Below are 13,986 nucleotides of genomic sequence, written 5' to 3' on the forward strand. Positions count from 1 at the left end.
CGGTTGGTCTTTTGTGCCCAAAATTCTGACGGCAGCGGGCGGCACTCCGCAAAACTAATTAAAAGTGCCGGAAACTTAAAATAATTGCCCGGGGGCAGCGGACATGAAGATTGAGAGAAAATTCACCAAACCTGGTCAGGACGCATACGCAGAACTGGATTTTGTGTCTGCAACGTCCGAGATTCGGAATCCGGACGGGACAATCGTATTCCGTTTAGATGAGATTGAAGTTCCGTCAAGCTGGAGCCAGGTTGCCAGTGATGTCATCGCTCAGAAATATTTCCGTAAGGCCGGTGTGCCAAACCGTTTGAAGAAAGTAAAAGAAAAGGGCGTTCCCGAGTTTCTGTGGCGCTCTGTGCCAGCCGAAGATGCGGAATTCGACGGAGAGACGTCATCCAAGCAGGTATTTGATCGTTTGGCGGGTGCTTGGGCCTATTGGGGCTGGAAGGGCGGCTACTTCACAGACGAAGAAGACGCTCGCGCCTACTTTGACGAAATGCGTTACATGCTGGCAACGCAGCGCGCCGCGCCAAATTCTCCGCAGTGGTTCAACACTGGTCTTCACTGGGCATATGGAATTGATGGACCGGCGCAGGGGCACCACTATGTTGACTACAAAACTGGTAAACTGACCAAATCAAAATCTGCATACGAACATCCACAGCCCCATGCGTGCTTCATCCAGTCGGTCGATGATGACCTGGTGAACGAAGGGGGCATAATGGACCTGTGGGTGCGTGAAGCGCGCTTGTTCAAATATGGCTCTGGTACCGGTACCAACTTCAGTCACCTACGTGCAGATGGCGAGGCTCTGTCGGGTGGTGGCAAATCTTCGGGTCTCATGGGTTTTCTCAAGATCGGCGACCGCGCCGCAGGCGCTATAAAATCAGGTGGTACGACCCGTCGAGCAGCAAAGATGGTGATCGTTGACGCAGATCACCCGGACATCGAGCAATTTATCGAATGGAAGGTGATTGAAGAGCAGAAGGTGGCCTCGATCGTTGCCGGATCAAAGATGCACGAGAAGATGCTGAACGGTATTTTCGAGGCCATTCGCTCTTGGGACGGCGCCCAAGAAGATGCCCATGATCCCAAGAAGAATATTTCCCTGAAGTCCGCGGTTCGCGCGGCAAAGAAGGTCGCCATTCCAGAGACATACATAAAGCGCGTTCTCGATTATGCCAAACAGGGGCATGACAGCATAGAATTTCCTACCTACGACACAGACTGGGATTCGGAGGCTTACAGTTCGGTTTCGGGCCAGAACTCAAACAACTCGATCCGAGTGACCAACGCGTTTTTGACCGCTGTGGAGAAAGACGCTGATTGGGAGCTGATCAATCGGACTGACGGCAAAGTCGCCAAAACAGTAAAGGCTCGCGATCTTTGGGAAAAAGTCGGTCACGCTGCATGGGCATGCGCCGATCCGGGCATTCAGTTCCACGATACTGTTAACGAATGGCACACTTGCCCCGAAGATGGCGAAATCCGCGGTTCGAACCCGTGTTCGGAATATATGTTCTTGGATGACACGGCGTGTAACCTTGCATCAATGAACCTTCTGACCTTCCTCAAGGACGGAGAATTCCAATCAGCAGATTACATGCACGCAGCGCGGCTTTGGACGCTGACCTTGGAAATTTCCGTGACCATGGCGCAGTTCCCATCGAAGGAAATAGCAAAACTCTCATACGATTTCAGAACCTTGGGTTTGGGTTATGCCAATATCGGTGGTCTGTTGATGAACATGGGATACAGTTATGACTCGGACGAAGGGCGGTCCATCTGTGGCGCTTTGACAGCAATCATGACCGGTGTTGCTTATGCGACCTCAGCCGAAATCGCAGGCGAACTTGGTCCTTTCAAAGGTTATGAGCGGAACGCAGACCACATGCTGCGCGTCATCCGCAATCACCGCCGAGCCGCACAGGGCGTGACCGAGGGTTACGAGAATCTGGCGGTGAAGCCGGTTGCGCTGGATCACCAAAACTGCCCAGACAAACGTCTGGTCGATTTGGCTATGTCGGCATGGGATGAAGCGCTTAGCTTGGGTGAAAAGAATGGGTATCGCAATGCGCAGGCAACGGTAATCGCGCCGACGGGCACTATCGGGCTGGTCATGGATTGCGACACAACGGGTATCGAACCTGACTTTGCTTTGGTGAAGTTCAAAAAGCTGGCCGGCGGTGGTTACTTCAAAATTATCAATCGCTCGGTACCCTCAGCGCTGGAAAAACTGGGCTACTCTTCGTCCCAGATCGAAGAGATCGTGTCTTACGCGGTCGGCCATGGCACCATTGGCAATGCTCCTGGGATTAACCATACCTCGCTAACGGGTCACGGTTTTGGACCGAATGAACTGGGTAAAGTGGATGCCGCACTGGAAAGCGCCTTTGACATTAGGTTTGTCTTTAACCAGTGGACGCTGGGCGAGGATTTCTGCACCGGTGTTTTGGGCATCCCGGCCACTAAGCTGAACGACCCGACGTTTGATTTGCTTCGGCATCTGGGCTTTTCCAAAGCTGATATCGACGCTGCCAACGACCATGTCTGTGGAACTATGACTCTGGAAGGCGCCCCGCATCTGAAAGAGGAACATTACGCGATCTTCGATTGTGCCAACCCGTGCGGCAAGAAAGGCAAGCGTTTCCTTGGGGTTGATAGCCACATCACCATGATGGCGGCAGCACAGAGCTTCATCTCGGGCGCGATCTCGAAGACGATTAACATGCCGAATGATGCGACCATCGAGGATTGCCAGAAAGCTTATGAACTCAGCTGGTCTCTGGGCGTAAAGGCCAATGCTTTGTATCGCGACGGTTCGAAACTCTCTCAACCGTTGGCGGCAGCGCTAGTCGAGGATGACGATGAGGCGGCTGAAGTGCTGGAGAGCGGATCGACGCAGGAAAAAGCTGTCGTTTTAGCCGAGAAGGTGATCGAGAAGGTTGTCGTCAAGGAAATGATCCGCAGCCACCGGGAAAAGCTTCCTCATCGCCGTAAAGGATATACGCAAAAGGCTATTGTTGGTGGCCACAAGGTTTACCTGAGAACGGGTGAGTTCGAAGATGGCAAACTAGGCGAGATCTTCATCGACATGCACAAGGAAGGCGCTGGCTTTCGTGCAATGATGAACAACTTTGCCATCGCGGTTTCGGTCGGATTGCAATATGGCGTCCCGCTTGAGGAATTCGTTGACGCTTTCACATTTACCAAATTCGAACCGGCTGGAATGGTTCAGGGTAATGACTCAATTAAGAACGCGACCTCGATCTTGGATTACATATTCCGTGAATTGGCTGTGTCGTATTTGGATCGCACCGATTTGGCGCATGTGAAGCCTGAAGGCGCAACTTTTGACGATATCGGTAAGGGTGAAGAAGAAGGCGTTTCGAATATCTCTGAGATCAGTGACAGCGCTGCGTCTAAGTCCTTGGAAGTTCTAAAGCAAATCAGCTCAACCGGTTATCTGCGTAAGCGGTTGCCGCAGGACTTAATGGTTTTGAACGGCGGACAGGCTGGTGTTGAAGGCATAACAGAAACAGCTGTGCAATTCGAAGCCACGACTGAAACCACCGTAGCAAGCAATATGGATGCGCGGACCAAAGCCAAGATGCAAGGTTATGAAGGCGACCCATGCGGTGAGTGCGGAAACTACACTTTGGTTCGCAACGGCACATGCATGAAATGTAACACCTGCGGAGCAACCAGCGGGTGTAGCTGAGAATAGCGCCCCGGCAATGGGGTGTAGGGACCGTGATTTTCCCCCCGGATATCCGGTCCCGACGAACACGGACAAAGGCGCCAAGACTTACCGTCATCGCCTTTGTCCACTCGGTCGGCATGCCCGTGTTGGCCGGGAACAGGGTGGGGCGGAATTTTTGCTCCTTCCCACTCTTTCAGGGGCGGGTGCGCTCGCCCCACACGCTGTCCAGGCCGCAGGCAAAAAATACCGGGCGGTCAACGAGATGAGCCTGGAACGCGAAACTTTTTGGGGGCCCTCGGCCCCCTTTTTTCTGTTTCCCAAATCGATTCGAATATTCTGGCAACACTTCGCCGGGTTTTGAAAATGGCGTAGGGCAGGAACCGCCGAAAGACCTACTGGCAATTTCGTCCAACGGTTGATTGCAAACCCGACTCATTCAAACAGGCGGAGAATAGCGCGAAATCCGCTCTTTGGTATCGGTGGGGTGACTGATTGGTGTAAATCAAAATTCCTGTGTTTGTCCGGACGACGTCAAATTGGACTTCATATAGGAGGCAATATCATGAAACCGCACAATCTGGCTTTCATTTCAGCGATTGCTCTGTTGTTACCAGCGTGGTCTTTCGCTCAGTCAAGCGTCGACACGAACGGAGATGGCGTTCTAACACTCGAAGAAGTGCAAATCGTTATGCCCGAGATTGATACCGATAGCTTTGCAGCGATGGACGCAAACGGTGACGGAACGCTGGATGCTGATGAAATCTCAGTTGCGCAAGGGGCAGGTCTTCTTCCGCCAAGCAACGGCTGAAACCAGCAGGCGGCCTAATCGAAAATAGGCCGCCTGTGATCAACGGGTCATACAGGTAAGTGAATGTTAAACTTGTCGCGCAGATCAGAATCCAGCGCCGGATCAAATCGTGCTGGCGACGGCGTTGACAAGATTTCGTTTTTGCGGGCTATGGCCTTCTCGACAAGATCAGGTTTTCCCAGTTCCGCCCATTCTTTTGGAGACGTGCGGTCACCAAAACTTGGATAAACATAATCCAATTGCATCCGGCCCAAAGTTTCGTCCGTGCCCAGGTAATGGCCAGGACCTTCCAGACAGACTTGAGCTATCTGATCCAGCGCAAGCGTGTCGTCGGAAACTTCTATCCCACGTACACAGCGCTGTGCTTGGCCGATTAGGTCATCACTCAGTATCAGTGACTCGTGGCAGAATCCTAGCAACGAAGAATGCATACCAGCAGCCTCGTAAACCATGTTCAAACCAGCCAGTCCGGTCATCACGTTTGAACACATCTGCTCCCAACCAGCCTGCATATCAGGAAGTTTCGAATCCGAGGCACCAGCAGCGGCACCACCGGGCAGGTCATAGAATTTATGCATTTGGGCACAACCGGCGCTCAGCAGCGCTTGTTCTCCGGACCCTACGGACATGGCACCTGTGCGCAAATCCAAACCAAATGGCCAAGTCCCAAAAACCGCAGGAGCTCCGGGACTTATCGCATTTACGTAAACCAATCCGGCCAGGCATTCAGCGGTGGCCTGAACGATGGCGCCAGCGATAGTAGACGGCGCCGTCGCGCCTGCCATGCCAGCGGACAAAAGCAAAATCGGCATCCCTGCCTTTACGCACTCCTCCATCACTTGGCAGCTTTCCGTCGCGAATTTCATTGGCGGAACGACAAAGCAATTAGTGTTGGATACAAATGGGCGTTCCCGCCACTTTTCTTCTCCGCCCGCGATCATGTGAAGCATTTCGACAGCCGGCGCGACATAACCGGGATCTGTAAACGAGGTTCCGACATGCTTGAACGTGCCTGAACAACAAGCATAAATTGTGTTTAGGTCCATTTCCAAGTTGTCAGTAATGTCTCGGCAGACCATCGGGCGTTGAACGAAATGGATATTGTCCAGCTGTTCGCAAATACGGGCGGCATCGTGCAAATCCTGAACGGTGGAGTCCCTGTATTCCCGTCCTTCCACGTCTACCATGTGCACCGCCGCTCCTGCGGTGCCGTAGTGAACCCGGCTGCCTTTTAAAACCAAGTCTGTTTTGCCGTCCCGGCTGTACAGAGTTACAGCTCGGTTTGCCTTTGCAAGGACATCTTCGACGACCGAGGGTGGAAAGCGTACGCGGCCATCTTCGCCCAGTGTACAACCAGCATTGACGAGGTATTCGATCCCGCTTGCCGGGGCATCTGCCAATCCGATCGTTTCCAGGGCCTGAAGGGCGGCTTTGTGGATACGCTCAAGATCCTTCGAACTAAGGGGTTTGTATGTGCCACCTTCCATGCCGGGGCGAACTGGACGCAGATGATCGGGCAATGCAGAGGCGCGAGCTGCGCGTCGTGCGGCGCGACCACCGCTGCGAGAGGTTGTGCGGGGCTGGTCGTTCATTTCGGTGTTCCGATAATTGGGTCAGGTAAAAATGATCAACAGGTTATAACCTGCCGAGGCCGTCCCCGCGCAGCGCGTCCCCGATCAGCACCGATGGTGCGACTGATCAGGTGAATTTTCGACGTATCGTTTTGCATCCGCTTCCTCAAAAAGGTGCATCAACTATTTAAATTCATTTTGACAAAATCTGTTCTGTTTACGACCTTTATTCCAGAATCTTCAGTTGGCGAGCGAGTGAATGTGGTCCGCACCACACAGTCAGCATGTCGTGCTCAAAGTTTTTACCTGCAAAGTTAGAAATCTGTTACGATAGGAATAGTTATTAGTTCAAAGGCCATAATATTTGCGATTTTTTGGGCGCCCCGGCCAATGTTTGTCTAAGCGCCCGGCCCGGCACAGGATGTTCGGAGGTCTGCGTGAAGGCATTGAAGGCTACACTGACCGCGTTGATGTTGACGGGTGTTTCACCCGCTCTGGCCGAAGATTGGACGGGGCCGTTCGTTGGGTTCAGTTTTGGCTATGCGGATGCAGATGGACCCGGAGGCGTTGGGGGCAGTGATTCTGCATTTGGTCCGTTTATCGGGTACGATTACGACTTTGGCAGTTTCGTGTTAGGCGGTGAGTTAGAATACAATCGCTTAAATTTAGATCTCGGTGAAGGCGAAGGCAGCTTGGATGGCGTTTCTCGCCTAAAATTGCGCGGAGGTTATGACTTTGGTTCCGCGCTAGGCTACGTCGTGGTCGGGACGGCCCGAGCAGATACTTCGGGTGACAGTGACACTGCCGCTGTTTACGGTATCGGCGTTGCTTACCCGGTCAACGATCGGTTCGTCATCAGCGGAGAAGCACTGCGACAAGACTTCGATCTCGATTCCCGGCCTAGCGGAAGTGTCGATACCAATGTGTTTAATTTGCGCACGACATTTCGGTTCTGACCGTCAAGCCGCACCCCTGTTTTCGGCCAATTGAGCGGCGAAATCACATATTGTTTGCAACGCACTGACAAGTTTTTCATCGGCAATCGTCATGGCAACGCGAATGTGGCCGGCTGCCGCCATGCCAAAGCTTTCGCCGGGCATAACAGCAATTTTATGGCTATCCAGCAAAGCGTTGGCAAAGGAATCACCGGTCAATCCAGTTGCTTGGATATCTAACATAAGATACATAGCCCCCTGCGCCGGGATTAAGCCGACGATTTGCTGACCGCCAAGCACTTGCATAGCCAGTGACCGACGACGCCGAAAAGGCTCAGCGATCTTTTCTTCAAGTTTGTGACCAGAGTTCAGAGCGAAACTGGCTGCGTCCTGAATAAATCCGGGTACGCCATATGTTGTGTTAGTCGCCAGATTGATAAGGTGCTCTACGACTTCCTCCGGGCCTATGATCCAACCACATCGTGAACCAGTCATTGCGTGAGATTTTGACATCGATCCGACGACTAGCGTGCGTTCAGCCATGCCAGGCAATGCCCGTGGCGAAAGGTGATTACCTTCCCAGACTTGGGTGTCATAGACTTCGTCTGAAACAAGCCACAAATCACGGTTTTTGCAAACGTTAGCAACTGCGTTGAGCGTGTCCTGTGAATAAACGACCCCTGTGGGGTTGTTGGGCGTGTTGATCAGTAACGAGACGGCGCCCCCTGCAAACCTTTCGATTTCGCTTTCTCGTGGTTGAAAGGCGTCCATCGCATGAGTTTGCACTGGTCTGGCTATCGCTCCCGCAGCGCGGATTGTCCCGGGATAAGTGGCATAGTAGGGGTCAAGAAACAGGCCGGTATCGCCTGGGTTACACGCCGCTATATGAGCTGCGAATAATGCCGCCTGTCCACCTGGTGTAATGAGTACGTTATCCCGGGTTGTTTTTACGCCCGTTCGTATCTGGACGCGTGCCGCAACTGTATCACGCAGCAAATCCGTACCTGGCACCATTGCGTACCCGGTGTGACCACCACGCGCAGATGCGTCCATCGCGTCGAGAATCACGGGGTCTGTACCGATGTCATGCTCGCCAATAGTCAATTCTGTGATGGCCTGACCTTCGGAAATCATCCGGCGAGCACGATAAAACACATCCCATCCGTCAGAGCCGCCTTCGGTCAGGTTGGTAATACGATGCGACAGCTTCATGACGTGCCTCCGTTTGTCTTCTGACGCAGAATGGGTCAGAGAGGCGAGGATTTGTCAATCAGCTGCGCGGCGACAACGTCGCTTGAAGCTTTTTCGTCAGCGACGCCCGGACCAGATCATACGAAACCGTCAGCCGATGGCGCATCTCTTCGGCGTCCGTGTCCCACGACAGGCGAATCCAGCTGCGGTGAAAATACGGGGCTTTAGTGGCTATACCGGCATCAATGAGCATCTGTGCGGTCTCAATATCTGGGGTCTTGACGGAAACCCCATCGCCCACGGTGCCAATACAGGCAAACATCTTGTCGCCAACTTTCCACGCATCGTGTCCGCCGCCCCGCGGATCGGACAATTCGGCGCCGGGCAGTTCGGCACAAATGGCATTTACGGTTTCGCGGCTCATTGCTGCCAAGTTGCCGACTTACGTTGCGGAACTCAAGCCTTGGCTCGGGGAAGTTGCCGTGGTATGCCGTGGGACATGAACCCGATGAAATGCATCATTACCTGCTGCATTACCCGCTGAAGTATCAAGCGGGTCGGTTTCTTTCGTTTTCATTTCTGAGACAAGTTGCTAAGCCCGCGCCAGCGTGATGCACGTACGCTGTTTTAGGAGCACGACCCGATGACCACGATTAAACTGCACAACACAAGGACGCGGGCAAAGGAAGAATTTGCGCCGATCGACCCTGATAACGTGCGGATGTATGTCTGCGGTCCGACGGTTTATGACCGGGCGCATCTGGGTAATGCACGTCCAGTGGTGGTTTTTGACGTCCTTTACCGACTGCTGCGCCATGTTTACGGAGCACATAAAGTAACTTACGTTCGAAACTTCACCGATGTGGATGACAAGATAAACGCGGCTGCGCTGTCCCGGCAAAAAGCTGGCGCCAAGGGATCGTTAGAGCAACTGGTTCAAGAACGTTCGGACGAAACAATCGGCTGGTATTTGAACGATATGGGTGCCTTGGGTGCGTTAGAACCCAACGAGATGCCTCGTGCGACCGAATATATCGATCAGATGATCGAGATGATCCAGGACCTGATTTCCAAAGGCCATGCTTATGCGGCTGAGGGGCATGTTCTGTTCGCCGTGGACAGCTGGAAGAAAAATTACGGCAAACTGTCGGGTCGATCCGTTGATGATATGATCGCCGGGGCGCGGGTTGAAGTTGCGCCTTATAAAAAGAACCCAATGGATTTTGTGCTTTGGAAACCCTCGACGGACGAACTACCGGGTTGGAATAGCCCTTGGGGTCGGGGCCGTCCGGGTTGGCACATAGAATGCTCGGCCATGGCTTACGAGTTGCTTGGAGAGAGTTTTGATATCCACGGTGGCGGTAACGACTTGATGTTCCCACATCACGAGAACGAGATCGCGCAGAGCTGCTGTGCGCACCCCGAAGGAGAGTTCGCTCGGATCTGGTTGCACAATGAAATGTTGCAGGTCGAAGGTAAGAAGATGTCAAAATCACTTGGCAATTTTTTCACCGTTCACGATCTGCTGGATCAGGGCATTCCTGGCGAGGTGATCCGTTTCGTTTTCCTACAGACGCATTATCGCAAACCAATGGACTGGACCGAGAAAAAGGCGCGTGAGGCCGAGTCGACACTGCGAAAATGGCGGGCGCTGACCGCAGGTATTGAACCCGCTTCCAGCGTTGCTCCTGCCGTAATCGATGCGCTGGCTGATGACCTGAATACAGCGGGTGCCATTGCGGAACTTCACCGTTTGGCTGCGGACGGGGAAGCGGCCAAGCTTTTGGCGAGTGGGCAACTTCTGGGTTTATTGACGATGGATTTGGGTGCATGGGCTAAGGCTGATGAAACCGATTTTACTTCTTACAAAGAAAAACTCGTCACTGCGCGGACAGCAGCGATGGCCAGCAAGGATTTCTCCGAAGTGGACAGGTTAAAGGCGCTTTTCATCGCAGCGGGATTGGAAGTTAGGATGAGCAAGGATAGCGTCGAATTGGTACCGGGTCCCGGGTTTGACGCGACCAAGCTGGAGGAGGTCTGATGTCTGAAAAAGATAACGGCAAAACCCGCCTTTACCTCTACGATACGACGCTGCGCGACGGTCAACAGACCCAAGGCGTGCAGTTCTCCACTTCGGAAAAGACACAGATCGCCTCTGCACTGGATTCATTGGGTATCGACTATATCGAAGGCGGTTGGCCAGGGGCAAACCCGACTGACAGCGCCTTTTTTGATGCTGCACCTAAGACCGCGGCGCGACTTACTGCGTTTGGGATGACCAAACGTTCGGGTCGTTCAGCCGAGAATGATGATGTGCTGGCAGCAGTAATGAATGCTGGCACGCAAGCTGTTTGTCTGGTCGGAAAGTCGCACGATTATCATGTGACAGATGCGCTTGGACTGTCGCTGGAAGAGAACTTGGAAAATGTTCGGGCCTCAATTGCGCATGTCGTGGCACAAGATCGTGAAGCGCTCTTTGATGCCGAGCATTTTTTTGACGGTTACAAAGACAACCCAGAATACGCGTTGCAAGTCTGTCACGCCGCGTTGGAGGCAGGTGCGCGTTGGATCGTGCTTTGTGACACCAACGGTGGCGCTTTGCCATCTGAGGTGGGCCGGATCGTATCTGAAGTAATTGCATCCGGAATCCCAGGAGAAAAGTTAGGAATCCATACCCATAACGACACGGAAAACGCGGTTGCTTGCTCTCTGGCTGCTGTCGATGCAGGGGCAAGGCAGATTCAGGGAACACTGAATGGGTTAGGCGAACGCTGTGGCAACGCTAACCTGACCTCGCTGATACCGACTTTGTTGTTAAAGGAGCCATATTCCTCGACTTATGAGATCGGGGTGAGCTTAGGTGCACTTGCTGGTCTAACCAGGATCAGTCGAATGCTGGACGATATTTTGAACCGGGTTCCAAGCAAACAGACGGCATATGTCGGTGCTTCGGCTTTTGCGCACAAAGCAGGCCTTCACGCCAGTGCGATCCTCAAAGATCCTGCTACTTACGAGCATGTCGATCCTGCGAGCGTTGGAAATGCGCGAATCATTCCAATGTCTAACCAAGCCGGGCAGTCAAATTTACGAAAACGCCTTACCGAAGCGGGATTGTCGGTGGAATCTGGCGACCCTGCGCTGGGACGTATTTTGGAACGTATTAAGGTCAGGGAGGCAGAGGGGTATTCCTATGATACCGCGCAAGCCAGTTTTGAGTTGCTGGCGCGGGAAGAGTTGGGGCAATTACCACAGTTTTTTGAAGTTAAGCGCTATAAGGTCACGGTAGAGCGTCGCAAGAATAAGTATAACAAAATGGTCAGCCTGTCCGAGGCAGTTGTCGTCGTGAAAGTGGATGGCGAGAAAAAGCTTTCCGTCAGTGAGTCATTGGATGACAGTGGCAGCGATCGAGGACCTGTGAACGCTCTAGCCAAGGCGCTCGCTAAAGATTTGGGGCAGTATTCGCGGATCTTGGATGACATGCATCTGGTTGATTTCAAGGTTCGTATCACGCAGGGCGGAACCGAGGCCGTGACACGTGTAATCATCGACAGCGAAGATGGGCAGGGGCGTCGTTGGTCGACCGTGGGTGTCAGCGCGAACATAGTCGACGCTTCGTTTGAGGCGTTGCTGGAAGCGATTCAGTGGAAGTTGGTGCGCGATTGCGAGTCGCGAACGGCGGCTGCGGAGTAGCTGTGCAATTTGACAATGACACCAAGGCTTGTGCCGCTCTGGTACATCGCGCCGATCCCGACCGTTTCATGGCAGCAATGGCCGCCCCTGTAGCAGCGCGCTCCGTGCTATTTCCAATTTATGCTTTGAACGTGGAAGTCGCCCGCGCTCCGTGGGTGACGCAAGAGGCGATGATAGCAGAAATGCGTCTGCAATGGTGGCGGGATGCGTTGCGCGAGATAGCCGAAGGTCCAAGCGTACGAAGGCATGAGGTGGTTACACCTTTGTCACGAGTCCTTTCACCACACCTCGCGGAAAAACTGGACGAGTATGTCGCTGTAAGACGTTGGGATATATATCGGGATCCGTTTGAGGATGATGCGCATTTTGACGCGTACATCGATCACAGCGCGGGAACATTGATGGTCGTTTCCGCCCAAACGTTGGGCCCTGCAGACGAAAAAGTTTTGCGAGACTATGGTTATGCCGTTGGGGTTGCTAACTGGCTTCGTGCTATCCCTGAACTTGAGGCGCGTGGGCGAATTCCGTTGTTGGACGGAACCACTGACGGAGTCAGGGCTTTGGCAAAAAAGGGGTTAGAAAAACTAAGAAAGGCTAGGGCGGCACGAACTGCGATATCTGACTCTGCTCGGCCAGCTTTTAATGCAGGTTGGCAAGCCGACTGGGTGCTCCGTCGGGCCTTTACCAAACCGCAAGTGGTTGCCGATGGCGGCTTGTCGCAAAGTGAGGCACGACGAAGGTTGTCCTTGATAAGACTTACATTAACAGGCCGATGGTAGAGTCGATCAGGCCGTCCTCGCACTTGAAGGCTTGAGTACGAGCCAGAGCAATGCTGCTCCGGCAAGGGTTAGCAACGGAATCATAGCCAGATTTACGGCCGTCCAACCCTCGATAGGCGATCCGCCTGAACAGTTCATCAACCCGCCCGACGCCAGTGAAGCGAACGTGACGCCCCCAAAAACCAGCAGGTCGTTTAACCCCTGCATCCGGCCGCGCTCATGCTCCGAGTGGGATTCAGCAAGCATGCTGGTGGCTCCAATGAACCCGAAGTTCCATCCAACGCCCAATAGGATGAGCGCAGCAAAGAAATTGCCCAACTCGACGCCCTGAAGTGCTACCGCACCTGCGCCAGCTAGAATGGCAAGGCCTAAAGCCATAACTTTCTCTACACCGAAGCGCGCGATCAGGTGGCCGGTAAAGAAACTGGGAATATACATGGCCAATACGTGAGAAGAGACGATATCGGCGGCATTACCAGCAGTATATCCGCAGCCAACAACAGCCAAAGGGGTCGATGTCATTACAAGGTTCATCAATGCGTAAGAGACCATTGCGCAGATCACCGCCACCGCGATGCGCGGTGTTTTCAAAAGTTCTATTCTGCTGCGCCCCCTCGGCGCATTTGGTGCTGGTTGGTCTGGTGTCGGAATGTCGAGAAAGAAGAACAGAACTGCGCCAAATGCATTTATAGCAATCACGGCAACATATGTTCCCAGAAAAGGGATGACGTATGATTCAGAAGTCAACTTTACAATTTGAGGGCCTACCAACGCCGCCAAAAGACCACCAGCCATGACATAAGAAATTGCCTTGGGTCTAAAGGCGTCCGAAGCGGTATCGGCCGCGGCGAAGCGATAAAATCCGTGTGCGCTCATATAAATTCCGGTGAACAGGCTTCCCAACAAGAAAACTGGAAACGAGCCCAGATAAAGGCCGTATGCGCCGATCCCACCTCCGCAAGCGCCAGCAGTTGCCCCAATCAGGAATCCCGCCCGGCGTCCCCATCTTTGCATTATTGCCGAGATAGGAGTAGCTGCGAGCATCGAACCGAGAACAATGAGCGATATTGGCAATGTGGCCAAACAGGCATTGGTGGCCAGTGATTGCCCGGCCAACCCACCCACAATAAAGACCATTGGCATTTGGGCGCCAAGAACGGCCTGTGCAGCCACCAAAACCGTTACGTTGCGTTTGGCTTGATCATCGTTAGGGGGAGAGGTGGTAGTCATGCTCATGTGCCAATGCGTATCTGCGAAATCTGGCAGGCACAAGCCGCTTGCATCTGCGACACGGTGCCCTAACGTGCGT

Annotated in this window: 10 protein-coding genes; 6 read left to right on the forward strand and 4 right to left on the reverse strand. The window is 53.3% G+C overall.

Annotated elements, in window-relative coordinates:
* The first annotated feature begins 103 nt into the window (after window positions 1-103).
* Both AC2FNV_RS03570 and AC2FNV_RS03575 read left to right on the forward strand, forming a co-directional pair.
* A complete protein-coding gene (locus AC2FNV_RS03570; protein ID WP_170477598.1) occupies window positions 104-3,721 on the forward strand; it encodes a vitamin B12-dependent ribonucleotide reductase in 3,618 nt (1,205 codons plus the stop codon).
* 544 nt (window positions 3,722-4,265) lie between these two features.
* Window positions 4,266-4,511: an EF-hand domain-containing protein gene (locus tag AC2FNV_RS03575; RefSeq protein ID WP_170477595.1), complete on the forward strand. Its 246-nt coding sequence runs from the start codon at window positions 4,266-4,268 to the stop codon at window positions 4,509-4,511.
* A gap of 47 nt (window positions 4,512-4,558) precedes the next feature.
* Here AC2FNV_RS03575 and AC2FNV_RS03580 read toward each other — a convergent pair whose 3' ends face one another.
* Window positions 4,559-6,103: a trimethylamine methyltransferase family protein gene (locus AC2FNV_RS03580; RefSeq protein WP_170607836.1), complete on the reverse strand. Its 1,545-nt coding sequence runs from the start codon at window positions 6,101-6,103 to the stop codon at window positions 4,559-4,561.
* Window positions 6,104-6,519: 416 nt separating this feature from the next.
* On the opposite strand from AC2FNV_RS03580, the gene AC2FNV_RS03585 reads away from it, so the two are divergent.
* Window positions 6,520-7,038: an outer membrane protein gene (locus AC2FNV_RS03585; protein ID WP_170607838.1), complete on the forward strand. Its 519-nt coding sequence runs from the start codon at window positions 6,520-6,522 to the stop codon at window positions 7,036-7,038.
* A 3-nt stretch (window positions 7,039-7,041) separates the two neighbouring features.
* On the opposite strand, the gene AC2FNV_RS03590 is transcribed toward AC2FNV_RS03585, so the two are convergent.
* Together AC2FNV_RS03590 and AC2FNV_RS03595 are read right to left on the reverse strand one after the other, a co-directional pair.
* Entirely contained in the window at window positions 7,042-8,229 is a 1,188-nt protein-coding gene (locus AC2FNV_RS03590; RefSeq protein ID WP_170607840.1) for a pyridoxal phosphate-dependent aminotransferase, read from the reverse strand.
* 58 nt (window positions 8,230-8,287) lie between these two features.
* The gene (locus AC2FNV_RS03595; RefSeq protein ID WP_170607842.1) at window positions 8,288-8,632 is read right to left on the reverse strand and encodes an MmcQ/YjbR family DNA-binding protein; all 345 of its coding nucleotides are present in this window, start codon (window positions 8,630-8,632) and stop codon (window positions 8,288-8,290) included.
* Window positions 8,633-8,851: 219 nt separating this feature from the next.
* Here AC2FNV_RS03595 and cysS point away from each other — a divergent pair, with 219 nt between their 5' ends.
* From cysS to AC2FNV_RS03610, 3 genes are read left to right on the forward strand one after another with little or no spacing between them, the layout of a single operon-like run.
* A complete protein-coding gene (gene cysS / locus AC2FNV_RS03600; RefSeq protein ID WP_170607844.1) occupies window positions 8,852-10,249 on the forward strand; it encodes a cysteine--tRNA ligase in 1,398 nt (465 codons plus the stop codon).
* Window positions 10,249-11,898 (forward strand): citramalate synthase, encoded by a 1,650-nt coding sequence (gene cimA, locus AC2FNV_RS03605; protein WP_170607846.1) that lies wholly within the window; start codon window positions 10,249-10,251, stop codon window positions 11,896-11,898. Before cysS ends, cimA begins: the two co-directional genes overlap by 1 nt.
* A 2-nt stretch (window positions 11,899-11,900) precedes the next feature.
* On the forward strand, window positions 11,901-12,677 hold the full coding sequence (locus tag AC2FNV_RS03610; protein ID WP_170607848.1) for a squalene/phytoene synthase family protein: 777 nt from the start codon (window positions 11,901-11,903) through the stop codon (window positions 12,675-12,677).
* Between the two features lie 6 nt (window positions 12,678-12,683).
* On the opposite strand, the gene AC2FNV_RS03615 is transcribed toward AC2FNV_RS03610, so the two are convergent.
* Complete coding sequence (locus AC2FNV_RS03615; protein ID WP_496772428.1) at window positions 12,684-13,913, reverse strand: MFS transporter; 1,230 nt, start codon at window positions 13,911-13,913, stop codon at window positions 12,684-12,686.
* Window positions 13,914-13,986 lie beyond the last annotated feature (73 nt).

The organism is Ruegeria sp. BHSA163 (assembly GCF_059613365.1).